The sequence below is a fragment of the Pseudoalteromonas sp. FUC4 genome, from assembly GCF_008370255.1.
Classification (GTDB): domain Bacteria; phylum Pseudomonadota; class Gammaproteobacteria; order Enterobacterales; family Alteromonadaceae; genus Pseudoalteromonas.
Genome location: NZ_SEUI01000001.1, coordinates 1280503 through 1306004 on the forward strand (window position 1 = coordinate 1280503; position 25502 = coordinate 1306004).

At 38.1% G+C, this 25502-nt stretch carries 23 protein-coding genes and 10 tRNA genes; 7 read left to right on the plus strand and 26 right to left on the minus strand.

Annotated elements, in window-relative coordinates:
* Position 1 precedes the first annotated feature (1 nt).
* The 3 genes from EU510_RS05680 to EU510_RS05690 all read left to right on the plus strand — a co-directional run bounded on the left by EU510_RS05680 (position 2) and on the right by EU510_RS05690 (position 5369).
* Positions 2-1393 (plus strand): sensor histidine kinase, encoded by a 1392-nt coding sequence (locus EU510_RS05680; RefSeq protein WP_188085400.1) that lies wholly within the window; start codon positions 2-4, stop codon positions 1391-1393.
* The gene (locus EU510_RS05685) at positions 1390-2457 is read left to right on the plus strand and encodes an ABC transporter substrate-binding protein (protein ID WP_149592631.1); all 1068 of its coding nucleotides are present in this window, start codon (positions 1390-1392) and stop codon (positions 2455-2457) included. Before EU510_RS05680 ends, EU510_RS05685 begins: the two co-directional genes overlap by 4 nt.
* 239 nt (positions 2458-2696) lie before the next feature.
* Entirely contained in the window at positions 2697-5369 is a 2673-nt protein-coding gene (locus tag EU510_RS05690) for a CHASE domain-containing protein (RefSeq protein ID WP_149592632.1), read from the plus strand.
* 70 nt (positions 5370-5439) lie between these two features.
* Here the strand turns inward: EU510_RS05690 and EU510_RS05695 are convergent.
* From EU510_RS05695 to EU510_RS05795, 21 genes are all read right to left on the minus strand, one after another.
* Positions 5440-5529: transfer RNA gene (locus EU510_RS05695), tRNA-Ser, on the minus strand.
* Between the two features lie 176 nt (positions 5530-5705).
* Entirely contained in the window at positions 5706-6746 is a 1041-nt protein-coding gene (gene nadA / locus EU510_RS05700; protein ID WP_149592633.1) for a quinolinate synthase NadA, read from the minus strand.
* 141 nt (positions 6747-6887) lie between these two features.
* Positions 6888-6963, minus strand: a tRNA-Lys gene (locus tag EU510_RS05705).
* Between the two features lie 63 nt (positions 6964-7026).
* Positions 7027-7102 (minus strand) — tRNA-Lys (locus tag EU510_RS05710).
* A 99-nt stretch (positions 7103-7201) separates the two neighbouring features.
* Positions 7202-7277 (minus strand) — tRNA-Lys (locus EU510_RS05715).
* 24 nt (positions 7278-7301) lie between these two features.
* Positions 7302-7377, minus strand: a tRNA-Lys gene (locus EU510_RS05720).
* 83 nt (positions 7378-7460) lie between these two features.
* Positions 7461-7536, minus strand: a tRNA-Lys gene (locus EU510_RS05725).
* 85 nt (positions 7537-7621) lie between these two features.
* Positions 7622-7697 (minus strand) — tRNA-Lys (locus tag EU510_RS05730).
* Between the two features lie 84 nt (positions 7698-7781).
* Positions 7782-7857, minus strand: a tRNA-Lys gene (locus tag EU510_RS05735).
* Between the two features lie 70 nt (positions 7858-7927).
* Positions 7928-8003 (minus strand) — tRNA-Lys (locus EU510_RS05740).
* Between the two features lie 226 nt (positions 8004-8229).
* Positions 8230-8976 carry a tol-pal system protein YbgF gene (ybgF, locus tag EU510_RS05745; protein WP_149592634.1) on the minus strand — a complete coding sequence of 249 codons (747 nt, stop codon included), beginning with the start codon at positions 8974-8976 and terminating at the stop codon, positions 8230-8232.
* Between the two features lie 13 nt (positions 8977-8989).
* Positions 8990-9532, minus strand: a complete 543-nt coding sequence (gene pal, locus EU510_RS05750) for a peptidoglycan-associated lipoprotein Pal (RefSeq protein ID WP_149592635.1) — start codon at positions 9530-9532, stop codon at positions 8990-8992.
* Positions 9533-9566: 34 nt separating this feature from the next.
* Positions 9567-10925, minus strand: coding sequence for a Tol-Pal system beta propeller repeat protein TolB (gene tolB, locus EU510_RS05755; protein WP_149592636.1), 1359 nt, complete (start codon positions 10923-10925; stop codon positions 9567-9569).
* Between the two features lie 9 nt (positions 10926-10934).
* Positions 10935-11861 (minus strand): cell envelope integrity protein TolA, encoded by a 927-nt coding sequence (gene tolA, locus EU510_RS05760; protein ID WP_149592637.1) that lies wholly within the window; start codon positions 11859-11861, stop codon positions 10935-10937.
* Between the two features lie 4 nt (positions 11862-11865).
* The gene (gene tolR / locus EU510_RS05765; RefSeq protein WP_149592638.1) at positions 11866-12294 is read right to left on the minus strand and encodes a protein TolR; all 429 of its coding nucleotides are present in this window, start codon (positions 12292-12294) and stop codon (positions 11866-11868) included.
* Positions 12281-12985 (minus strand): protein TolQ, encoded by a 705-nt coding sequence (gene tolQ, locus EU510_RS05770; RefSeq protein ID WP_149592639.1) that lies wholly within the window; start codon positions 12983-12985, stop codon positions 12281-12283. The genes tolR and tolQ overlap by 14 nt, the downstream gene beginning before the upstream one ends.
* Before the next feature lie 1139 nt (positions 12986-14124).
* A complete protein-coding gene (gene ruvB, locus EU510_RS05775; protein ID WP_039490135.1) occupies positions 14125-15132 on the minus strand; it encodes a Holliday junction branch migration DNA helicase RuvB in 1008 nt (335 codons plus the stop codon).
* Positions 15133-15139: 7 nt separating this feature from the next.
* Positions 15140-15757, minus strand: a complete 618-nt coding sequence (gene ruvA, locus EU510_RS05780; protein ID WP_002960647.1) for a Holliday junction branch migration protein RuvA — start codon at positions 15755-15757, stop codon at positions 15140-15142.
* A 2-nt stretch (positions 15758-15759) separates the two neighbouring features.
* Entirely contained in the window at positions 15760-16284 is a 525-nt protein-coding gene (ruvC, locus tag EU510_RS05785) for a crossover junction endodeoxyribonuclease RuvC (RefSeq protein ID WP_149592640.1), read from the minus strand.
* A gap of 132 nt (positions 16285-16416) precedes the next feature.
* Positions 16417-18918 carry an ABC transporter permease gene (locus tag EU510_RS05790; protein ID WP_149592641.1) on the minus strand — a complete coding sequence of 834 codons (2502 nt, stop codon included), beginning with the start codon at positions 18916-18918 and terminating at the stop codon, positions 16417-16419.
* On the minus strand, positions 18908-19621 hold the full coding sequence (locus tag EU510_RS05795; protein ID WP_149592697.1) for an ABC transporter ATP-binding protein: 714 nt from the start codon (positions 19619-19621) through the stop codon (positions 18908-18910). Before EU510_RS05795 ends, EU510_RS05790 begins: the two co-directional genes overlap by 11 nt.
* Here EU510_RS05795 and EU510_RS05800 point away from each other — a divergent pair, their 5' ends adjacent.
* Both EU510_RS05800 and EU510_RS05805 read left to right on the plus strand, forming a co-directional pair.
* The gene (locus tag EU510_RS05800) at positions 19622-20245 is read left to right on the plus strand and encodes an arylesterase (protein WP_007580376.1); all 624 of its coding nucleotides are present in this window, start codon (positions 19622-19624) and stop codon (positions 20243-20245) included.
* A 111-nt stretch (positions 20246-20356) separates the two neighbouring features.
* Positions 20357-20433, plus strand: a tRNA-Pro gene (locus EU510_RS05805).
* A 208-nt stretch (positions 20434-20641) separates the two neighbouring features.
* On the opposite strand, the gene EU510_RS05810 is transcribed toward EU510_RS05805, so the two are convergent.
* The 5 genes from EU510_RS05810 to EU510_RS05830 form a co-directional block, all read right to left on the minus strand.
* The gene (locus tag EU510_RS05810; RefSeq protein WP_149592642.1) at positions 20642-21706 is read right to left on the minus strand and encodes a replication initiation protein; all 1065 of its coding nucleotides are present in this window, start codon (positions 21704-21706) and stop codon (positions 20642-20644) included.
* Between the two features lie 77 nt (positions 21707-21783).
* Positions 21784-22002 carry a helix-turn-helix domain-containing protein gene (locus EU510_RS05815; protein ID WP_008137059.1) on the minus strand — a complete coding sequence of 73 codons (219 nt, stop codon included), beginning with the start codon at positions 22000-22002 and terminating at the stop codon, positions 21784-21786.
* A 287-nt stretch (positions 22003-22289) separates the two neighbouring features.
* Positions 22290-22769 (minus strand): dual specificity protein phosphatase family protein, encoded by a 480-nt coding sequence (locus EU510_RS05820; RefSeq protein ID WP_149592643.1) that lies wholly within the window; start codon positions 22767-22769, stop codon positions 22290-22292.
* 31 nt (positions 22770-22800) lie between these two features.
* Positions 22801-23169, minus strand: a complete 369-nt coding sequence (locus EU510_RS05825; RefSeq protein WP_149592644.1) for a hypothetical protein — start codon at positions 23167-23169, stop codon at positions 22801-22803.
* An 88-nt stretch (positions 23170-23257) separates the two neighbouring features.
* Positions 23258-23449, minus strand: a complete 192-nt coding sequence (locus tag EU510_RS05830) for a hypothetical protein (RefSeq protein WP_149592645.1) — start codon at positions 23447-23449, stop codon at positions 23258-23260.
* 92 nt (positions 23450-23541) lie between these two features.
* Here EU510_RS05830 and EU510_RS05835 point away from each other — a divergent pair, with 92 nt between their 5' ends.
* Complete coding sequence (locus EU510_RS05835) at positions 23542-23802, plus strand: helix-turn-helix domain-containing protein (protein ID WP_149592646.1); 261 nt, start codon at positions 23542-23544, stop codon at positions 23800-23802.
* A 98-nt stretch (positions 23803-23900) separates the two neighbouring features.
* Positions 23901-25388 carry a hypothetical protein gene (locus tag EU510_RS05840; RefSeq protein ID WP_149592647.1) on the plus strand — a complete coding sequence of 496 codons (1488 nt, stop codon included), beginning with the start codon at positions 23901-23903 and terminating at the stop codon, positions 25386-25388.
* Positions 25389-25502: the final 114 nt, after the last annotated feature.

The window sequence follows — 25502 nt, forward strand, 5'->3', positions numbered from 1 at the left end:
GATGCTTATTATCACTTTTTTCACTTACATAATTGCAAATAATTACAGTAAAAGTGCAGCTAAGCTTTCTTACGATAGACTACTTGCAAGCGCTGCTTTGCAAATTTTTGAAAACACCCATATCGACTACCATGAAGTAATTGTTGATTTACCCAGTGCCACGTTTGAAACCCTTTCAATGGCATCAACCGATCGTTTGGTGTATCAAATTACTCAAAATAAAGGTGAGCATTTAACCGGTTATAAAGGACTATATTCACACATTATCGATACAGCCGGCAATAATTGGCAACGCTCTGAATATGATCCTAGAGACAACTTACAAATTAAGTTTTGGGAAGGTTATTACAAAGGCGAAAACTACCGATTTATCATGCTCTCAGACAAATTATATGAAGTGGGAAAAGCCTTCGATATTAATATTTTAATAGGCCAAACCACCCAAGCTCGAGACCAACTTGCTTACGAGATGAACTTAAAAGTACTGCAAATGGTTACTCTAATATTTGTAATTGCTATTGTGCTTATTTTGCTAGGTGTTAGGCAAATTCTGCAACCAATATATGCTATAAATAGAAAAATCCGCAGGCGTTCGCCTATGGATTTAAGGCCGATAGATATGAGCATTCCTAAGGAGATGGCCGATCTTATAGCTACTATTAACCATTTTATGGCTCAACTTGAAGTATCGCTTGATCATTTAAAACGCTTTACAGGTGAAGTAGCTCATCAAATAAGAACGCCACTTGCGGGGCTAAAGAGCCAAGCCCAAAATGCATTAGAAGAAGCTGACACAAAAATACGAACAGAGCAATTAAAGCGCGTACTTTACTCTACTGATTTACTCGACAGCACAGTAACTCAGCTATTAAACCAAGCAACGCTTGCACATCGGTTTCATAGCCACCCATTTATTACTTTATCGTTACCTGAACTAGTAAAATCGGTATGCCGAGATGTCGCGGTTTCAGCTATACAACGCGGGGTCATTATTACCTATCAGGGCGACGAAAATTTAATGATTAAAGGTGATGCATTTGCACTTAGCCAAATGCTGCGTAACATACTCGAGAATGCCATTAAGTTTAGTCCGACCGATAAGGAAATTAATGTATCAACTGAGCTACATAGCACCGAATTTGGCTATGGCTATATAGCTCGTCTTTGCGTAGCAGATCAAGGCGTAGGCGTCCCAAATAGTGAAAAGCAACACGTGTTTGAGCGCTTTTATAAAAGTAAGGGCGATCCACGAGCTGGCAGTGGTTTAGGGTTAAGCATTGCCAAAGAAGTTGCAGAGCATCACAACGCAACTATACAACTACTCGATAACACCCCATCGGGATTAATATTTGAAATTAACTTTAAGTTAAAACTCACTGAAGGTGAACAATGAGAACGCAATTAGTTAAAACCTTTGTATTTTTATTTAGTTGCTCTTTTTTTAATACTTATACTTTAGCGCAAGAGCCACTTATATTTAATGCATTAAAAACACAACAAACTGAACTCACTATATTTGGTGGCGCTGATAAAATGGAAATAGCCCCTTTTTTAAAAGCATTTCAAAAAATCAGTCCACACGTGCAAATTAACTACCATGAGTTGAGCACTCGCGGTGTGTATTCCTCGTTTTTAAAAGACATAAATAACCCACCTGATATTTTATTAAGTTCTGCAATGAATTTACAAATTAAGTTGGTTAACGACGGCTATGCTCAGGCTTATGAGTCAGAAGAAACAAAAAAACTGCCTCGTTGGGCAAAATGGCGAAATGAAGTATTTGGCTTTACATACGAAACCGCTGTAATAGCATTTAACAAAGATTTTTTAGCTAATGAGCCAGCCCCTAGTAGCCGCAATGAATTACTGGATTTGATCCGTAGGCGAAGTAATAAAATTAAAGGCCGTATTGGTATTTACGATATAACCAAGGTAGGAATAGGTTATTTATTGTGGGCACACGATAGAGAGCAAAGTTCTAGCTACGGTAGAATGCTTGAGTCATTCGGGTATCACGACACACGTGTTTTTAGACGCAGTGCCGATATACTCCAAGCAATATCTAAAGGAGAGATTACCGTAGGCTATAATATTTTAAGCTCCTATGCGCGCACGTGGGCCGCGAAACATCCAAACATTATTGTAGTCCAACCAAAGGACTATACGTCTGTTATTATGCGCAGTGCTATTATTCCTAAAAAGTCAAAAAACGTAAAAGGTGCGCAGCAATTTCTTGATTACTTGCTCTCAACTAAAGGCCAAACAGATATGGCTAATTTTACCAACTTTGAGCCAATAAATAACGAAGTACGCACAACACAGCCACATTTACTCGACACCTCAGAGGGGCAACTGCGTCCAGTTCCTTTAGGCATTCAAATTTTAGTGATTAATGATGAGATGAAGCGCCAAATAATTTTACAAGAATGGGAAAATGCATTATTCGAATACCAATAACATACCGTACTTTAAAGTTATTTTTGTATCACTTCATTACTAACAATAAAGTATCATAAAAATTAATTACATTAAGCCAGTACGCCGATAATTTACCTCTTGAATAAAAGCCACTCCAACTCCCTATTAAGTATATATTCTAATTAAGAACAAAGTTGTATCCTGAATAATAAGTGCTATATTTATCACGTTGATAAGACAGATATATGCTTAGTGTATTCATAATAAAGGATGGGTTAATGTTTTCAGGACGACCGGTTAGTAAAGGGCTATTAACCTCTGTACTTATTCATACCATTTTACTCACCATCGGTGTTGGGTTAACTTATATTGCTCATATTAAGCATCAAGATGCACTTAACAACAAAATAAATGAAGCCCTTACTAGTCGACTTTCTACGCTTTCATCAGGCGTAGAAAGCAGGCTCGATTTATATAAGTATGGTCTATTTGGTTTAAAAGGCTTTGTTCACGGCATAGGTGTTAACAACCTAAACTACAAAGCAATTTCTAATTACTCTAACAGCCGTAACTATGCCCAAGAATTCCCCGGCGCAAACGGTATTGGTTTTATAAGAAAAGTAAACTCTGAAAACTTAAATCAATTTCTACAAACTGCAAAAAACGATCGCCCTGATCATATATTTAATATAAAAAAACTCACGAACAAGAGTAATGAACTTTTTATTATTCAATACATATTTCCTGAAAAAAGCAATTTACAAGCCATTGGGTTAGATATTAGTTCAGAGGAAATGCGTCAACAAACGGCTCTAAATGCAGCCATTAATAATAGCACTCAACTAACAGCTCCCATTACGTTGGTGCAAGCTGATAAAAAAGCACAGCAAGGCTTTTTAATCTTACTGCCAGTTTATAAAAAAACGATTATTCCTAAAAACAAAAATCAACGTTTAGAGCAGTTACTAGGATGGGTTTACTCCCCTTTATTAATTAATAATATTTTGGACTCTTTATCACAGGTAGATGAAAATCACCTCATTATTACCGACCTTAATAGTAGCGCCGACTTTTTTAGTTATGGCGCTAAAAGTACTTCTACAAATTTCTATCACAGTGAAGTAATAGAGGTTATGGGAAGAAAGTGGAAAATAACAATTAATGCCTCAGATGAATTTATTGAAACACTTCACTTACCAAGTAAGTATAAAGTATTAGTCAATGGTATGTTTTACACGCTAGGCTGTATGCTTATGGCTTTTTTAATACAGTTATTTATTTTTAGACGAAACCAAAGAATTAAAAGAAAAGCACTACAAGCAAAAAAAAATAAGCTCGCATTACAACAAGCAAATTTAAGACTAGAAAGTGAAGTAAAACAACGCACCAAAGAAATTGCGGATATAAGTATGCTTCAGCGTAGCATTTTAAATAGTGCTAGCTATTCGATTATTGCTACCGACATAAATGGCTTAATTACATTATTTAATCCCGCCTCTGAAAAGTTATTAGGCTATAGAGCGCAAGATGTTATTGGAATTGAAAACCCTGGCATTTTTCATTTAGAAGAAGAAATTATAAAAAAAGCTCAGCAACTAAGTACTGAATTAAATAAACCTGTCTCCCCTAGTTTTGAAGTTTTGATATTAAAAGCAACAGCAACTAAGCCTGATATTAATCAGTGGACATACATTTCCTCTACGGGTAAAAAAATACAAGTTAATATAAGCGTAACCTCTTTATTGAGCAATGAAAATGACGTTGTTGGTTATTTGGGGGTAGCATATGATTTAACCGAACAAATTGACCACGAGCAAGCACTCGGTCACGCAAAAGAACTTGCTGAGCAAGCATCCCAAGCTAAATCTGAGTTTTTAGCAAATATGAGCCACGAAATACGAACCCCAATGAACGGTATACTTGGCACATTGCAGCTACTACAAGAGCAGCCACTCAATGAAAAGTCAAAAGAGTATTTAAAAAAATCACTGTATTCAACTCGAGCACTCACCACTATTATTAATGATATTCTCGATTTTTCTAAAATTGAGGCCGGCAAGCTTTCATTAGAGCATAAACCTTTTGATCTTTTTGAACTTATTCATCACTTGGAGTCTGATTTAGCCCTACAAGCACACGATAAAAACATATACCTTAAATTTGAAATTAATATTAAACATAAATTCTGGATTGGCGACCCTGTTAGATTAAGACAAATATTTTTAAATTTAATATCCAACGCAATTAAGTTCACCTCACAAGGCGGTGTAACGATAAGCTTTAACTTAACGAATGAAAAAAGAATATGCTGCAAGGTCTCAGACACAGGTATAGGAATATCAGAGCAAGCAATTGAGCGCTTATTTGAGCGCTTTGAACAAGCAGAAAAATCAACCACTCGTGAATATGGCGGCACTGGCCTTGGTTTGCCTATCACTAAATCGTTAATCAATTTAATGCATGGCGAAATAAAAGTATTGAGCCAGTTAGGTTCTGGTAGCCAGTTTTACGTCTACCTACCTTTAGAGCAGGCTAAAGTAGACGAGAGCGAATTAAAAACAAGCTGTGCAGAATTTCCTGACTTGTCTGAAAAAATTATTTTATTAGCAGAAGATAATAAAATAAACCAATTAGTAGCCTCAGCCATGCTTGAACCTACTAAAGCAACAGTTGTAATAGCCAACAACGGCTTAGAAGCAATTGAGCTGTACAAGTCGCATAAGCCCGATATTATTTTTATGGATATACAAATGCCTAAAATGGACGGACTTGAAGCATGTAAACAAATTAAAGTACTTGATAGTGAGCAAGTTGTTATTGCTTTAACTGCGAATGTGTTTACAGAACAAAAAGAAATATACAAACAATTATTTGATGGCTATGTTTCTAAGCCAATAGAAAAACATGAGCTTGTCGGCATGTTATCGACACTTAGCTTAGTAAGTAATTAGTCATACTGAAGGCATTAAAAAACCCAGTTATTGTTACCTTTCGATATTAATAACTGGGCTCTAAGAATAATGGTGGAGGGAGAGGGATTCGAACCCTCGTTAGGGATAAACCTAAACACACTTTCCAGGCGTGCGCCTTCAGCCACTCAGCCATCCCTCCACGGTGCTGCAATTGTGTAATGCAACAGCGCGCTATAGTATGAAATAGACCCTTAAGGTGCAAGGCATTTTTAAATTTGGGCCTTTAAATGCTTATTAATCAAGCAACACATACCTATAGGCACAAAAAAACGGCTAAATCTAAGACTTAACCGTTTTTAATTTATACTTTAAAAGTTACTTAGCCATGCTCGCAGTAAACTCAAGCATGCGATTTAAGGATTTAAGTGCGCCTTCGCGTAAATCCATATCAACGAATACTTCTTTACCTTTAGCGCTTATGAGGGCTTCCTCAATCGCTTTTAAGCCATTCATTGCCATCCAAGGGCAATGTGCGCAACTTTTACATGAAGCGCCCTCACCTGCCGTAGGAGCCGCAAAAAACTCTTTATCTGGACATAGTTGCTGCATTTTATAAAAGATACCGCGATCGGTTGCTACAATAAACTTTTTGTTGTCCATTGTTTGCGCTGCTTTGATCAATTGGCTCGTAGATCCAACCGAATCGGCAAGAGCAACTATTTCTGCTGGTGACTCAGGATGAACTAAAACGCCTGCATCTGGGTGTAGCGCTTTCATGTCCTTAAGTGCTTTTGTTTTAAACTCGTCATGTACAATACATGCGCCATTCCACATAAGCATATCTGCGCCGGTATTTTTTTGAATATAACTACCAAGGTGCTTATCTGGGCCCCAAATGATTTTTTCGCCTTGCTCATCGAGGTGCTCTACTATTTCAAGTGCACATGATGACGTTACAATCCAATCTGCACGCGCTTTAACAGCCGTAGAGGTATTTGCATATACAACTACTTTACGATCAGGGTGCTGATCGCAAAACGCAGAAAACTCGTCTATCGGACAGCCAATGTCTAACGAACATGTTGCTTCAAGCGTAGGCATAACAACTGTTTTATTTGGCGTTAAAATTTTAGCTGTTTCGCCCATAAATTTCACGCCCGCAACGATGATCATATCTGCATCGTGACGTGCGCCAAAACGCGCCATTTCTAGCGAGTCGGCAACGCAGCCGCCAGTTTCTTCAGCAAGTGCTTGAATTTCAGGATCGGTATAATAATGGGCAACAAGTACTGCATTTTTATCTTTTAGTAATTGTTTTATACGCGCTTTATATTCGCCTTGCTCGTCTTGTGTTAACGGTGCTGGCTTAGGGGGAAAGATATAACCTTCAGGCATAATAGTTTGAGCTAGACTCATGTTCTCGACCACTTATCTACAGTGCATTAATTAGGGCGAATTATACGAGAATATGAAAGCAAATAACAGCAAACTAGTAAGGCTGTTTATAAAAAATAAAGTGGGAAATTAAAAAAGAATATAAAGGAATGTATTAGAGAGTGGTGGGTCATGATGGATTTGAACCATCGACCAATTGATTAAAAGTCAACTGCTCTACCAACTGAGCTAATGACCCGCTCTAATATAAATCTGCTTTGTAAAAAGCTGCGTAAATCCGCCGATTAATACTTTCATAGAATGGTGGGTTATGATGGATTTGAACCATCGACCAATTGATTAAAAGTCAACTGCTCTACCAACTGAGCTAATAACCCAATCTATGCGCTTATGCGCTTATGCGCTTATCCAATTATGAATGAAGCTTACGTAAATCCGCCGACTGATGCCAAACCGTATTCACAATGAATAAAGAATGGTGGGTCATGATGGATTTGAACCATCGACCAATTGATTAAAAGTCAACTGCTCTACCAACTGAGCTAATGACCCGCTCTTATATAACTTTTCATAGAATGGTGGGTTATGATGGATTTGAACCATCGACCAATTGATTAAAAGTCAACTGCTCTACCAACTGAGCTAATAACCCAATCTATGCACTTATTCAATTAAGAATGAAGCTTACGTAAATCCGCCGATTGATGCCAAACCGTATTCACAAGGAATAAAGAATGGTGGGTCATGATGGATTTGAACCATCGACCAATTGATTAAAAGTCAACTGCTCTACCAACTGAGCTAATGACCCGCTCTATTGTTGCGTTTAAATGCAACTTACTACTTTGCGTAAATCCGCCGATTGGACCCAATCATTATTCACAAGAAATAAAGAATGGTGGGTTATGATGGATTTGAACCATCGACCAATTGATTAAAAGTCAACTGCTCTACCAACTGAGCTAATAACCCATTCCAGTTGCTAACTTATTACTAAGTTAAAGCTTACGTAAATCCGCCGATTTATGCCAAACCGTATTCACAAGGAATAAAGAATGGTGGGTCATGATGGATTTGAACCATCGACCAATTGATTAAAAGTCAACTGCTCTACCAACTGAGCTAATGACCCGCTCTGACGTTGCGTTTTATAACAACTTAATATTCTACGTAAATCCGCCGATGAAAGACCATTCAAAGAATGGTGGGTTATGATGGATTTGAACCATCGACCAATTGATTAAAAGTCAACTGCTCTACCAACTGAGCTAATAACCCGCTCTTTTTGCCGCATTTCGAGTGGGGTAACCATTCGTTTGCTGCGGGCGCTTATAATACTTATTTATAAAATGAGTGCAACCGAAATTGTCTCTTTTTTTAAGTTTTTATGTCTAGATGCACAAAATTAAACCGTTTGTGCTCAAACTACATGCAAATCCAAGATTCTTCGAGAGTTTCCATGTAGTTTACTCGCCTTAACTAGAAATTTAATCGCTGATGAACTTTAGTTCCCTAAACGATCAGTTGCTAGTTTTGCAGCCGTTGTACTTGGGTATTGATTGATAAGATCGCTCAATATTTTTTGTGCTTGCGCCGCTGAACCCTGATCTTGTAAAAGTGTGCCTAACTTTAGCATGGCATCTGGGCGCTTATTCGAATTTGGGTATTCGTTAACAACCACTTTAAAGTGCTCTACTGCTTTTACACCATCATTTTTAATCGTAAGCAACTGGCCTAACCAATAATGTGCGTTAGACGCATATACAGAATTTGGATAAGTAGTTAAAAACGTTTGAAACTCAGGAATCGCTTGATCATAGCGTTTATCTTTCATTATTAGCGCAACAGCACGCTCGTACGCTTCGTTTTCAGATAAATCACTGCTATAGGTCTGTGCATCGTTTGGCTGCGCCTGCTCGGCTACCGGAGCTGCTGGCTGTGTATAAGCTTGGCTGACACGGTTTTCGATTTCTTGGTACAACTCACGCTGGCGCTGCAGTACTTTTTCAAGCTTGTAGCTTTGCTCTTCAGTTACACCGCGAATTTGACTTACTTCGTCTTGTAACAAATTAAGCTGTTGCTGTAACTCTACTTGTAAAAAGTTACGCTGTTGCATCATATTCTCAAGCGACGCTAATCGCTTCTCAATACTTGATTGTGAACTTGCAGCTTCTGAAACAGGAGCGGGAGCAGCCATTAACTGGGTGCTCCCGCTCAATATCATGGCTGCCAAAATAATTTTCGGCTTCATAATATCTCTTATCTTAGTAAACTAGTACCGCACGGCGGTTTTTAGCGAAAGCTGATTCAGTGCGAGACTTAACCATTGGCTTCTCTTCACCGTAGCTTACCACTGACATTTGGCTAGCTGAAACACCTAAGCTTAATAAGTATTTTTCAACTGCTTGGCCACGGTGCTCACCTAGTGCAATATTGTACTCTGGCGTACCACGCTCATCTGCGTGGCCTTCAATTAGTACTTTAACTGATGGGTTTTGAACTAAAAACTCAGCATGTGCACGAAGTAAGTCTGCGTACTTGCTTTCAACTGTTGCAGTATCAAAATCAAAGTAGATTACTTGCTCTTGACGAAGTGCTTCGTACTTTTGACGAAGTTGCTCTTCTGCTTGTTGCTCAGGAGAAATTGTAGCTACTTCAACCGTATCAGTATTCATTGATTGCTCAACAACACCTTGGTTTGATTGGTTTGCAGCACCTTCGTCAATATCTGAAGATGAGCTACAAGCTGCTAATGTCATTACTGGCACAGCAATTAGCAGGCCTTTAAGTATTTTGTTAAGTTGCATTGAGTAGATTCCTATTTTGAGTAAACCAGTAATATTACTGTAAGTATGGCGACCAAGCTGGTGCCTTTACTTGTCCGTCTAGCACAGGTAACCGTGCTTTAAAGCGGCCGTCCATCGATACTAGCGCAAGTACCTGTTTATTATTATGAAGCGTGCTATATATAATCATCGAACCATTTGGCGCTATGCTCGGTGATTCATCTAGGCGTGTTCTTGTTAATACTTGAAACGCACCTGTAGCCAGCTCTTTCTTAGCAAGATGGTACTGCCCGTTGGTACGGTTAACCATCACTAATTCTTTTCCATCTGGTGATATAGAACCCGCAAGGTTCATATCGCCATCAAAAGTAAGTCGTTGTGACCTACCTGTTTTTAAATTTAACTTATAAATCTGAGCATTACCACCCCTTTCAGATGTAAACACAATATCTTGGCTATTTGGGTACCAAGATGGTTCAGTATCTATGCTACGGTGATTTGTTAAGCGTGTTTCTTTACGGGTAGCCAAGTCAAGCATGTAAACTTCTGTTGCGCCTGTTTTATCTTTTGAAAGCACTAACAGTAATTTTTTACCATCTGGCGAAAACTGCGGTGCACCATTAATACCACGGTAGCTTGCTACAATTTCGCGTTTACCTGTGTATATGTCTTGAATGTAAATTTGGCTTTGACGGTTTTCAAACGTTACATACGCTAGCTTAGTACCATCTGGTGACCATGCTGGCGACATTAACGGCTCTTTTGAGCGAAGTAATACTTGCTCGTTAAAACCATCGTAATCGGCAACCACTAACTGATAAGGTTTAGGGTCATTATCTCGTACTATTACATAAGCAATTTTAGTTAAAAACGCGCCTTTTTCACCCGTTAGTTTTTCGTAAATAACATCGCTGATCCGGTGCGAGTAACGACGAAAACCGCTTTCGCTAATAACACTTTCACGTGCTTCTAAAACATGAGCTTGGCTTTTAACTAGTTTGCCACTACTCATCATTTGCGTGTTGCCACCGGTAATTTGGCCACGGATCACATCAATTAACTCATAACGTACTAAGTAACGGCCATCAGTTTGTTGCTCTACTTCACCAACAAGAATAGCTTCAACACCTTTATTAACCCAAGACGCGTAATCAATTTCGCTGTCTTTACTTGGCTGTTGCGGCATTTGTGCCACTTCTACAGGTTTAAATTTACCACTGCGCATTAAATCAGCAGCAATAACACCGCTTAATTTTTCAGGTATTGGACCAACACCTTGATATTTAAAAGGGACTATCGCAATAGGCCTTGCACCGTCTACGCCCTCTGTTATTACAATTTCAAGCGCTGCATTAGCAACACCTTGAAATCCAAACAGTAAAATTAAACAGGCTATTTTTATTTTGTTGAACATATCATTCCTTTAAAATTCTGGCTTGATTGTTAAGTTAATATTCTTAAGTTGTTCGAATACGTCTCTATCTTTAGATACCGGTAATGTGTCGGCCATGCGTACTGCTCTTAATGCAGCTTCACATACTAACTTATCGCCACCTAATGACTTAACTTGCGTTACTAAACCATTAAAGCCTAAACGAATATTGACTCGGCACTGTTGGTTTTTCATTTTTTGATCAATCAGTAAGTTTTGCTGAATACGCGCCATAATTAATGCTCGGTACTTATCAACTTCGCTCACCACTTGTTGCTGACGTATTTTACTACGGGCAGCCTGCTCTTTGGCAAGTTGCTCTTGTAACATTTGCTCTTGCATCGCTTGCTGGCGCTTACGTTCTGCTTCTGCTGCACGCTCTTTAGCTTCCTCTTCACGTTTTTTACGCGCAGCCTCTGCTTTTTTAAGTGCGTCTTCTTCGGTTTTACGTTTATCAGCTGCTGCTTTTGCCGCAGTTTCAGCTTCTTGCTTTTGCTTTTCGGCTTGCTTAGCTTTAGCGCGCTCTTTTTTCTCAATTGCGCGTGCTTTTTTAGCTTCTGCCTCGGCTTGCGCTTTTTCTTTCTCTTTAGCTTTACGCTGTTGCTCTAACTTTTTAATATTACGTGCTTCTGATTCACGTTGTTTACGCGCATTTGCCGCTCTGCGCTCTAAATCGCGAATACGTTTATCTTCTGCATTTTTTTTATCTTTTTCTTTCTTTTTAAGTTCAGCAATTTTTTGCTCAACTTGTTTTTGATCAACTGTAACAGCCGATACTGCTTTATCTGGCCTTGGAATAGCCGAATTAAGCGTTACTTCCATTACCTTAGGCGCTGGCGGATGAATGTTTGCAGACGCATACAAAAAACCACCAATACCTAAATGAAGCACTATCGATTTTACTACTGAACTATTCATACAGTTACTTCCCCTCAAAGGATTCAGTCATTAACCCTACTGACGGTACGCCTGCATTTTTCAAAAAATCCATTAGTAATAATACTTCTTGATATGACACCTTACCCGAACCTTTAATCATAACTGGTACATCAGGATTTTTCATTAACTGTAATTTTATAACCGCAGCAACGTCAAGTGCCTCCATAGGTTCTTCAGGATCGGTACCTACGCTCACATAATATTTACCCTCTGCATCTATTGAAGCAATAATGGGGGGAACATCTTTAGTATCAACTAAATCAGACTCTTCCATTTTAGGTAAATCAACTTTTACACCATGTGTAATAAGCGGTGCTGTAGCCATAAATATAATAAGTAGTACCAACATTACATCAATGTAAGGTACTACATTAATTTCTGCGACCGGACGGCGCTTTTTACGCTGATACATTCGCTTGTGCCTCTATTTGTGTAGCTGCTTGACGGTGTAAAATATTAGCAAACTCTTCCATAAAGTTAATATAGTGAGACTCAAGCTTTTCAACACTATTTGAAAAGCGGTTATAAGCAATAACTGCAGGAATAGCCGCAAATAAACCCATAGCAGTCGCAATAAGAGCCTCTGCAATACCAGGTGCTACCATTTGTAATGTAGCTTGCTTAACTTCACCTAGTGCAATAAAGGCATTCATGATGCCCCATACAGTACCAAACAAACCGATATACGGACTTATAGAGCCGACCGTTGCTAAAAACGATAAGCTAGATTCCATTTTTTCAATTTCGCGAGAAAGCGCAACACGCATAGAGCGGTGCGTACCTTCCATAACAATACTCGCACTTTGAAACGTATTCTTTTTATGACGAGCAAACTCTTTAAAGCCTGAAGTAAATAATGCTTCAATACCTTGAGACTGACCGCTGCGTGACGATATCTCGTTATACAATTTGCTTAAATCAATACCCGACCAAAATTTTTGCTCAAACTTCTTAGCATTTGATAGTGCATCCGATATTGCTTTTTTACGTTGAAATATAATTGTCCACGACATTACAGACATGGCAACTAGCCCTAACATTACTAATTGAACAAGCAAACTTGCTTCTAAAATTAGATCTAAAAAATTAAGCCCTGATCCCACGTTAAACTCCTAAGTAATTTCAAAATACGGCAAATTGATTAATTTGTGTAAATATGACCGCTTACACGGTCAAAAGTTGCATCTAGTGTATCTAGTCCATTTCAAGCTGACAACGGTATTGCTATGAATAGGCAACAAAAAACGTTAAAAAACAGCTTTAGTTGGCATTTCCCTTTGCCTCAGTATTTTATTTAATCTTTTAACTAAGCTCGCTAACTATAAATATGCGTAAATATATACATGAAACGTCATAAAATGCGCCGTTTATTCAAAATAAGAGCATAAACACTCAAAACCTATAAGCCTCACCTGCACATAATAGTAAAACTAATACCGAGCTATAACGAAACAAATTACTTAAGTTATAAATTTCATAAACTTATAAATTTAACGATTAATTAACGCACAAGATTCAAACAACAATAAAATTCACTAAATTAGTTTTTCTAATCTGAAAATACAAATTTTCTAGTTTGAACAAAAAAGTAAACTTACGTATTATTCTCCCATACCGAGCTAGCGCACTGAATGAGATAGTTTCATTAAGCCAAGTTCTTAGTAATAGGATATTTTATCGTATTACATTGTTTTACTCTATCTGGATAAAACCAAATTTAGTAAAACGTAGTTCCCTGGATTACTTCCTTCAACTTGTTGTTTGCCCGCATTTTTTGCGGGCTTTTTTTTGCCTGCAATTTAGTGCGCTACATATTTTATACCAACCTGCATAAATCTTTGATCAATTTAACGAATTAAATTGCACTATAACGTCGTTAAAAATTTTTTATTTAGAACAAATAGATACAAAAATTTTTGCCTAGTTCTAGCGTAATTTTCTTAACGTTAAGTGGACCCCATATATAAACAGATTGGTATTATTTATAAACTAATAATTGCCTTACCTAATTTGCAATAAGTAATTCGTTTACTAGTTTGAATGGTACGCAGGATAGCTTCGCTAGTCTTAACGCCCTGTGAATTAACAGTTAACTATAAAGCGTATAAGTATTTTAAAATAACACTTGCAACAGTGTGCTGAGATTTTAGGTGAAATGCCAACCTGTATAAATATTTGAAAGAAAGCGATACTAAGTCAATTACCTGCTGTGCAATAAACCACAGCAAGTAAAGTATATAGGCTAGTCTTTTTTAGGAAGTAAACCAAAGTGATGGTATGCGCTGTCAGACACTATGCGCCCACGTGGTGTACGCTGAATAAATCCTTGCTGGATTAAAAATGGTTCTATCACATCTTCTATTGTTTCGCGCTCTTCGCCAATAGCAGCCGCTACATTGTCGAGCCCAACAGGGCCGCCCATAAATTTTTCGATTATGGCGAGTAAATACTTGCGGTCCATATAATCAAAACCACTTTTATCTACGTCAATCATATCAAGGGCTTGCTTAGCTACATCGGCGTTTACTGTGCCGTCAGATTTTACTTGAGTGTAATCGCGAACACGGCGCAATAAGCGGTTAGCTATACGCGGTGTGCCACGTGAGCGCTGTGCAATTTCGGTAGCGCCATCGTCACACATCTCTAAATCAAGGTAATGTGCAGAGCGCCCTACTATGTGCGATAAATCTTCTACAGAATAAAACTCTAATCGCTGCACAATTCCAAAACGGTCACGCAGTGGCGATGTAAGAGAGCCTGCTCGTGTGGTTGCACCAATAAGTGTAAATGCAGGTAAGTCTAATTTAATAGAACGCGCAGCTGGGCCTTCACCAATCATTATATCAAGCTGGTAGTCTTCCATTGCCGGATAGAGTATTTCTTCAACTTGTGGGCTTAATCTGTGTATTTCATCAATAAACAGTACATCGCCTTCTTCTAAATTGGTAAGTAGTGCGGCTAAATCGCCTGCTTTTTCAAGTACAGGGCCTGATGTTGTTTTAATACTTACGTGTAATTCATTGGCTACAATATTTGCAAGCGTGGTTTTACCAAGCCCAGGTGGGCCAAATATTAATAAATGATCGAGCGCTTCACCACGGGTTCGGGCAGCTTCAATAAAAATTTCCATTTGCTGCTTAACATGAGGCTGGCCTCTGTAGTCGGCTAAAAGTTTTGGTCTTATTGCACGATCTATAGAGTCTTCATTTGTTTTTTCAGTCGCATCAATTAAGCGATCCGCTTCAATCATGGGTTACTCACAACATAGATTTTAAAGATTCTCTAATAAGAACCTCAGTAGACATATCGGGTTTACTTATCGATTTTACTGCTTTTTGAGCTTGTGGCAATTTATAACCTAACGCAAGCAGTGCTGATACGGCATCGTCTGCTGCATTATTAGCAATTGTGGCATCGCTCATTGGCTCTATTACTGCGCTATCACTAAATGGCGTAAATAAATCATTGCCCCAATCTTTTAATCTGTCTTTCATTTCGAGTACTAAGCGCTCGGCTGTTTTTTTACCTACACCCGGTAATTTAACAAGCGATGTTGAGTCTTCGTTATTCACACAACTCACAAATTGCTTAGCCGACATACCCGACAAAATAGCTAAACCAAGTTTTGGCCCTACGCCATTTGCTTTTAATAGCTCTCTAAATAAAGCACGCTCAACTTTATTATTAAAACCAAATAATAACTGAGCATCTTCGCGCACTACAAAGTGCGTATAAACAATCGCGTTTTCACCAATTTTTGGTAAATCGTAAAAACAGGTCATTGGCATTTGTACTTCGTAACCTACACCACTTACTTCGAGTAATATTTCTGGTGGTTGTTTTTCGACTAAAATACCATTTAAGCGGCCTATCATAATTATTTCCTTAAACGTCCTCTAACGGTTTTGCTTGCGCTGCCCGCTAGTTTAATTAAATTTTGTTCTGAGTGGGCGTGGCACATCGCAATAGCGAGTGCATCCGCTGCATCGGCCTGTGGCGTACCGGGTAGTTTTAAAATATTTTTTACCATGTGTTGCACTTGTGTTTTATCTGCGCCACCGTTGCCTACTACTGCTTGCTTAATTTGCCTAGCTGAGTATTCAAATACGGGTAAGTCGGCCATTGCAGCGCCAACAATCGCAGCGCCTCTAGCTTGGCCTAGTTTTAAAGCTGAATCGGGGTTGTGCGCCATAAATACTTTTTCAATGGCAAAGGTTTCTGGCGAAAACTGCTCAATAAGCTGTGTAATGCCTTGGTAGATCATTTTAAGTCTAATCGGAAAAGGATGATCGGCTAACTTAATACAGCCACTGCCTAAGTATGTAAATTTAGAACCTTGGTGGGCAACAACGCCATATCCGGTCAAACGTGAACCAGGATCGATCCCTAAAATAATGGCCAAACTTGCATTCTCATTATTGTTATTTTTAAATTACGCTAATAATGCCAGAGCACTGTATAAATTACCAGTACAAAGAAAAACAAAAATGCCCACAAACTAGGTGGGCATTTACAGGAGCATGTTAGTTTAAGCTTACCCTAGGGCACGCACTAACCCTTGAGTGTTTTGTTTAAGTGTTCTGGCAATCATTAAATAGCCTAAACCTGCCACAAAAGCGCCGCCAGCTACCGGACCAATAATCCATATATGCGGGTGTAACTTACCGGCTAAATCAAACATTTGTTGCTGCACAATTAAAAGCGCTATATCACTAAAAAATGCAGCGACTAAGCCAGCTAAACCACCGAGTAATAAAAACTCATACAAGGTCGCATTTTTAATTAATCGGCTTTTAGCGCCAAGCGTTCTGAGTATTACAATTTCTTGCATACGTTCACCTAAACTAGCTTGCACTTGCGATATAAGTACAAGCGCGCCACACAGCACAACAATAGCCAGTACAAAGCCAATGGCGAGAGAGACTTGCGATATAGTAGTTTGTATTTGCTTAACAAAGTTATCAATATCAATCGCTGTAATAGTAGGGTAAGTACGTAATAACTGGCTGAAGTCACGTTTTTGATCAGGGTTTATACGTACCGATGAAATATACGTTGCGGGAAAATCTGCAAGTACATCGGGGCTTAAAATAATAAAAAAGTTAGGTTTAAGCGTGGCCCAATTTACTTTGCGCACACTGGTGATTTTAGCGTCGAACGACTGCGAACCAATTAAAAATGTAAGCGTATCGCCTATCTCAACATCTAAACGTTCTAGCATCGACTCCTCTACCGAGGCTTCGGCTGTTGCATTTTCACCAAACCACGCGCCTTGTGTTACTTCATTTTGATCAGGCACATCTTTAAGCCACGTAAGGTTTAGCTCACGGCCAATACCTGCACGTGCTTCTTCGTCTTTTTTCTCGTTGTCTTGCAGTGATACGGAACGCGCTACCAACTCGCCGTTCACCGCATTTACGCGCCCACGAATAGTGGGATAAAACTCTGATACCTGAATATCTTTTTGTGCCAAATACTCATTAATTGGCTCAAGCTCATTTTGCGTAATATTAACTAAAAACGCATTAGGCGCGTCGCTTGGTAGCTGCGACTGCCAATCAGATATCATGTCGTTTTTAAGTACCACTAAAAACAGCAGTAATTTAATTGCTAACGAAAAACTAATTAACTGTACCGCATTTACGTTTGCACGCTTTTGAATAGACGCAATTGCAAGCGACCAACTGTTACCCGGTTTTAAGCCGAGCATTCGACCGCCACCAAATATTAATTTAGACACCAAAAACAACACACCAATTAGCGCAAGTGTTGATATAAACAAAATAAGCGTTATTTTTATGTTGTTACTAAATAACCACATTAATAAAAACACGGTTAGCGCACTCATACCTAAATGAACACGACTAACTGCCAACTTGTCACCTAAGTTACGGCGCAGCACTCTAAGCGGTGGAATATCGAATAAATCAAATAACGGTTTAATAGAAAACATAACGGCGCAAATTACGCCAGTGCTTATCGCCACCAGCCAAGGTTTAAAGCCACCTAAAGGGAGCTCTGTACCCATACTTTTTGATAAGTAACTTGTTGCTATTTCTTGCAAGCCATAACCAATTAACAACCCAATACTTACCGCCATTACACATACAAGCAATAAATGGAGCATGTATATTTTGCGGATCATTGAGCGGCTACCGCCTAGCGTTTTCATCATCGCTACTGGGTCGTATTGGCGTTCACAATAACGTTTTGCTGAAACCGCTATAGCCACTGCAGCTAAAATAATACCTAATAGGCCGGCTAGTAATAAAAAGCTCTCTGCGCGGTTTAAACTATTTGAAATAGGTGATTGGCGGTCTTTAACGCCGTACCATTGTTGGTTTTCTTTTATTTGTGGTTTAAGCCACTCATAAAAGCTATTTATGTCAGCCTCATTACCCGCATAAAGTTGGCGGTAATAAACACGGCTACCCGGTTGCACAACTTCGGTTTTTGCCACATCATCAATATTAATAAGCACACGACGGCTACTGGAAAATACATTAAATGGCGCATCAGGTTCTTCTACTATAACCTTTGAAACATTAAATAATGCAGCGCCAAGTTCTACTTGCGCGCCTATATCAATATTTAAACTGTAAAATACAGATTCACTTAGCCACACATTACCAGGCGTTGGTCCGCTACTGGCAACTTTAGTCTCACCTGTAAGGGTATCTTTAACTTTTAACTGCCCTTTTAGCGGATACGCATTAGATGCCGCTTTTACTGAGCTAAACTGCATTTCGTCATTGGCAAACAACATAGTGTCGAAGTACACCATTTGCGCCGTTTTTAAATTTTGGCTTTGTGCTTGAGTAATAAACGCGGTGTCCAGAACATGATCGCTTGCAAGTACACGGTCTGCAGCAATAAAAGCACTGCTTTTTTGCGCAATGCTTTGCCCTATTCGCTCAGTAACCATAGACAGTGTAAGCACGGTTAACACAGCAAGAGCGATAGCTGCGCTTATAACCGTGAGCTCACCACGTCGAAATTCTCGCGAAAATAACTTAAGCGCTAACTTAACCCACATCGGCAACGTCCTCTACTTCGCTTTTTACTAGTAAACCCGCTTCTATTTGAATAATATGCTCACATTTTTGTGCAAGCCCTTCATCGTGAGTCACCAAAATAAGCGTAGTGCCATGTTGCGTATTTAAATCAAATAATAAGGATTCAATCATTTTACCGTTTTTGCTGTCTAAGTTAGCCGAAGGCTCATCAGCAAACAGTATTTTAGGTGTACCAATAAATGCTCGCGCAATAGCAACACGTTGTTGCTCGCCACCAGATAGTTGCGACGGGTAATGATCAATTCGATGGCTCAAGCCTACTTTTTCAAGCAAAGCAATTGCTTGCTCTTTCGCATCTCTTTCGCCAGCAAGCTCTGCTGGCAGCATCACGTTTTCAAGTGCTGTTAAGCTTTGTACTAACATAAACGATTGAAACACAAATCCAATTTTAGCCGCGCGCAGTGCAGCACGCTCTTCTTCATCTAAATTGTGTAATGGCTCGCCATCTAAAAACACTTCTCCGCTAGTGGCAGTATCCAGCCCTGCTAATAAACTGAGTAACGTAGATTTACCAGAGCCCGACGTGCCAACTATAGCAACAGACTCACCATGCTTGACATTAAAGCTGATGTCACTGAGGATGGGCAGCTCTCCTTCAAAGGTAGAGACTACTTTAGACAAACCATTAACCTGAATTATATTTAATTGAGAAAGCGCTGACATATGACTCATTCAATCCTTCGTTTAGTATTCATTTTATTTTTAGTTATCAAACCGCTGAGCGCAGCAGCCGACAACACGATTTTAATACTCGGTGACAGTTTAAGCGCAGCCTACGGACTTCAACAAGAAGAAGGCTGGGTAAAATTGTTACAAGATAAATACGATGACGAACAAGCCGACATTGAACTTATCAACGCCAGTATTAGTGGCGAAACATCTGGTGGAGCCCTACGCCGTTTAGATGCATTGCTTGAGCAATACGAACCCACTCATGTACTTATTGAGCTAGGTGCTAATGACGGTTTACGTGGTTTCCCAGTTAAAAAAATGCAAACTAACTTAACGTCTCTTATTCAAAAAAGCCAAGCAGCTAATGCGATGACCGCCTTAATGGAGATTTACATTCCCCCTAATTACGGTCCGCGTTACAGCAAAATGTTTACAGACACTTTCTCGCGCGTTAGCGAAGAAACAAATGCGCATTTAATGAACTTTTTTATGCTCGATGTTGCTGGTCAACCTGAGCTAATGCAAAACGATAGTTTACACCCTAACAAAAAAGCCCAACCATTAATACGAGATGAGATGTATGACTCGATCAAAAAGTGGTTAAATAAAGACTAGCCAATTAATACACCGCAAGAGTGCCTTTTTAGGTCTCTTGCGTAATAAACACCCAAACAAACAATCGCTTATTGATTTTTAAAAAAATACACGTACTATTGCATAAAACGTCGGTATGTGGCGCAGCTTGGTAGCGCACTGTCATGGGGTGGCAGGGGTCGAGAGTTCGAATCTCTCCATACCGACCATTTAATTCATTTAAATATTAAGTACTTATAATTTAAATAAAATACACATTGCTACACGCACAATAAATATTATTAATACATGTAGCATATATGTAGCTTCACTACTTACAGCTAATTCAGCTCTCTCATATGTAGTTATTAGATAAATAACTCTAATATGTAACATCATGCCCTATCTTATTTTCTAATACCCTGATGTGCAGCATAATTAACATATTTCTAGTAGATGTTTATATTTAGCAACAGCTTGTCGAGTCATTCCTATTTCGTTGGCTATAAGCACCTGTGAAGGCTTTTTCCCTTCACTTTGTATCTTCGTTATTGCTTTAGTAATTTTTTCCTCTGTGTTTGTTCTACGTGCTTTGTGTGTAAACTTAGCCCCCTGCTGTTGAGCAAGTTTTGTAGTTACGATCTTAATTTGCAGTAAAAATAGTCCGGCTCTCCCACGGTTATTTGACGAGCTATATTTAAACCAAGTGAAATTAGCCACACTCTTAACAATCCCTTTCAATTCGGAGTGGTTTAATGGGTGGATTTTAGGAAGGTCTGACGAACTGAACTCATTACACGACTGAGCAATATTAAATAAATGACTTTCCCATTGCTCATATGTCCAATTTTCTTTCGCATAATTAATGCGTTCATATGCTATGAATCTGAGTTCATGAAATACCATACAGTTTCGCGACTCAGCAACTAAAGACCAATCAAAGTCATATCGGCGTTTTTTTGTCACCTTTGTTAAATAATTATTTAATTCATTTAGACTGTATTCATGTGCATGAAGGAAAGATGTATTCCAACTCGAATTTAAAGGATTTTTACTCAAAGGGCCGTAATAGTCTGCATCAGCGCCTAATAGCAATGTCATCCCCTTTTTTACATCATCTAAAAACCTGACTGGTTTTTCACGCGATGCATTTGATGAAGGTACAAATTGAACTGCGTAAAATAGATGCGCGCCACCAACTACTTTAGAGCTATCAGCTCGGTCTAAACCACTTACAATTATATTCGGTGGCGGTAATAACTTATCTTCCCAGCTGAAAGTGTTTTCATCATCAATGTCAAAAACCAACCAAAACACGATGTTTTTAGGGTTTATTTGAATATATTTATGAGTTTTTAACGCTAACTCACCATACCGATAACGTGCTTCATGTTTTATATCTGCACTAAGTGTTCTAGGTGGTGTGGTTTGAAATAATCTTTGTGTTAAAAGCAACTGAGCACACTTATTCTCAACCACTAATGGCTGTAATGCTGAATTCATAATAAAAATACCTATGTCAAAAGTAATCAACATGGCAGGCAAGAAGTGTAATTTTTTATGCCTGCCATATTAGCAAGCTATGTGCGGTCACCATACTTTCGAAGCCAAGTATCTAAAGTCGACTTTTCAAATAATAGTTTGTTACCTAACTTAATACTTTCAGGCGAAAGTTTTTTAGCCAACTGCTGATCCCCCGCTTTTAAAGCGGCTTTACTTTTATTACGAATATTATAAATATGTTGAGTAGAACAGCTTAAATAAGCAGCTGCTTGTTGAGCGGTAATATATCCAGGCATAACAATCTCCAATACGTTAAAGAAGCGAAGAAATGCGCCACATAGATATGGCTTAATTGCATACACATACGTGTATGTACCTCGTTACGTATTGAAGGCAGCCCGTAAGCGCCTGTTTTTTCACTGTGAAAGTGATAGGTAGAATGTTCTGAACTTAATTAAATAGTGAAATTTCTTCGCGTTATAAATAAGCATATAAAATATGCTTATTTATAAATTTAAATCACTTAAGAGTATAAATCAAGGAGTTTAGTCTCTAACGGGTATTGGGCTTTATAACACTCTATTTATAACCACCGTTTTTGAATGTAGCCCAAGTTTCCAAATTTAGGCTTATATTCACTGTAGTAGTTTTCACGAAATACTTTATCCGCGTCTTCCCTATCTATTAAACCGTTTTCAAGTAAATACATTAAAGCAATAGATGGGCTTCGAGATTCACCTAAGCTGCAATAGATAAATACTTTTTCTTCATTGTCTAAAGCTCTTTTTATAAAGCCTAACGCAGGATCGATCATTTCATTACTTACATATGCAGGGTTATCACCATCAATCATATTTAAATAAATCGCTTCCTCCGTTTCTTTGAATAAGTAGTAAGGGTTATCTTTGTTGCATCCCCTGCCACTCCAACCAACAACAGATTGGTGGGTTACATAGCCATTTGCTCTGTTTAAAGCACAAACAATTTTCATACCCTTTGATTTAGCAAGCTCATATTCTTCTTTAGTACCTACATAAATATCAAAATCGCCAATTTTTTTCATAATAAATCCCTTTAAATTTTGTTTGTGCCGTTTAATGAATTACTGAACGATGGGTTTTCAAATTATCACTACAATCATCACAAAGCATAAGCATCCACTTAAACACTGATTGAACATGTGCCTCAGGATAGTAATTATCGCGTCTTTTCACTTTTTCTGATCGATTATAAAACGATGAAAAAGACTCTAGCTGTATATCCCAAACCTCTGATTGCTCGTTACTATAATCGTAAAACATGAAGTCTAAGGTAAGTAACTCACTAAGCACTTGTGCTTCATTAAGCTTACTTAAGTTATCCCTGATTGATAATAACTTATCACGGCTATTATCTTGGCCTTGCAGTTTAATATATAAAAAATCAATCGCGGGTAAAAATGCATAAACATTAAAATTAATCATAAAAAACTACGCAGCTTTTCAACTGCGTAGCCTGTATTTTGTGTAAAAACCCACCTAACAATTGCACCTAACAGAGCAGCTGTCAAAACTATTTGTAGAACTCACCACGGCTATGGGCGTCTCGCGCTTCTTGCTCTGTGTAGCTATCGCCATAATGATCGACATTTCCAGTTCCATCATTGTATTCATCAATGAACTTATCCTGCTCAGACTTATCATCAACATCCAGCAAAATATCAACCGTCACGGCTCCTATAAACTTAACTGCTTTCCACAACATTTGCTTCACCCGCCTACATCTAAGTATTCCTTAGTATCGTGAACATATTAAAGCTAAGAAACTCTTAGTTTTCAAGTTAAGAATTAAATATAATGAAAACGAATGATGGTTCACCGTTTCCAAAACGGCTAAAAGAGGCAAGACTAGCAAAAGGACTTTCGCAAAAAAAACTAGGAATACTGGCGGGAATGGATCAGTTTGCGGCTTCGCCTAGAATGAATCAGTATGAAAAAGGCGTTCATTCACCCGACTTTCAAACAGTGCGAGCACTAGCTAAAGTATTAGAAGTGCCAACAGCATTTTTTTATTGTGAGGAAGAAGATATAGCTAATGCTATACTGAATTATAAATAAAAAGCTCATTAAATTAGTAAGGTATAGACATTTACCTTGCTGTTAATACTTGCTTACAATAATGTATAAGCCATTAAAAATAAAAAGAAGTGACAGGTATGTTTACTAGTAAATTTGAAGATTTATTGAATAAAGAGAAATCTTACTTATGGTCAAAGACTGCTGAAATTGAAGAGAATTTAAGGAAACTAGAATCAAGTCTCCGCGAGGATTTTATAAAATCCGGTACCGAGCTGCAAAAAGATGCTAACTATTCTTCTCGAAAAGTGACCGAATATAAAAATAAATCAAATAAATCAAAACAACTCGCTGAAGAAGCTGCTGAAGAAAGTATTAACTTACTTGATAAAATAAAAAAATATCACTCCGAATCTGAATCAAATAATAAACAAGCACAAGCTCTTCTTGAAGATGCTCGTGAAGCGGTTAATTATCTAGATGAGTTAAAGCAAAAAACTACAAGCATTCATGATCAGATAACTGATCAATACGATACTTTATCTATACTTCCTGAGAAATTCTCTTCACTTGAAGAAGACCTTAATGAGCTAGAAGAAAATATAGGTACTGCTGAATCGAATACCCAAAAAATAAAAAGCCTACTGACACAATCGATTAATCATAAAAACAAGTTAACAGAAATTTATGAAGACTTTTATGGCTATGAACAAGAAGACGAAGAAGGAGAGGTTCATAAAGAAGTTGGCAAATTAGACAAACTTGAGTCTGAACATTCTCAAATAAAATCTGAATTAGAAATAACTAAAGAGGATTTAACCGAGCTTTCTAAATCGGCCTATCAGCGGCTAGATCAACAGATCGATAATAATAAAGCTGATATTGACACTTTTATTTCTGAAAAGGAGGAAACCATAAGAGGAATTGAAGAAAAAATCAAATCTTTGCTTCCTAATGCACTTACCGCAGGTCTAAGTCATGCTTATGAAGCAAAAAAGCTTGATGAAGTTAAAAACCATGAGCAGCTAAATAAGTATTTCTACTACAGCATCATTGCTATGGTCATTGTTTCCCTAGTACCTGTTATGCTCTCTGGAGTATTACTGTGGCAAGGTAAAGAGCTAACTGAAGTTATTCTAGATTCTCCAAAAATGTTTATGAGTGTATTGCCTATATATTTACCTTTCCTTTGGCTAGCATTTTCAAATAATAAAAAAGTTAACCTATCTAAGCGTTTAATTGAAGAATACACCCACAAAGAAGTTCTTAGTAAAACATATGAAGGCCTTTCGACACAAATCCAGGGCGTCAAAGATCAAGAAGCTTCTTCTGAGTTAAAAACAAAACTTCTATTTAATATATTGGAAATTAATGCTGAAAACCCAGGTAAATTGATTTCCAACTACGATAAGAGTGATCATCCTCTCATGGAAGCATTAGATAGAAGCTCTAAATTAACAGATTCGATTGAACGTTTAGCCAAAATACCAGGATTTAGCCGATTAGCATCCAAGCTTAGTGAAGGTTCACAAAAAATAATTAAGGAACAAGAAATTAGAGTAAATCAAGGATTAGAAGTCTCTGAGTCTTTGAAAGAAGATAAAGCTTCACCTAATCAAACAAATTAGCCATAGAAATATTGATAGTAAAAGTATTACTGAAACTATTTAAATATAAGTGTATTGGTTTGCTTTTTGGTAAAATATAGTCAAAAAGCAACCAAGCTTAATATATTTCTACCG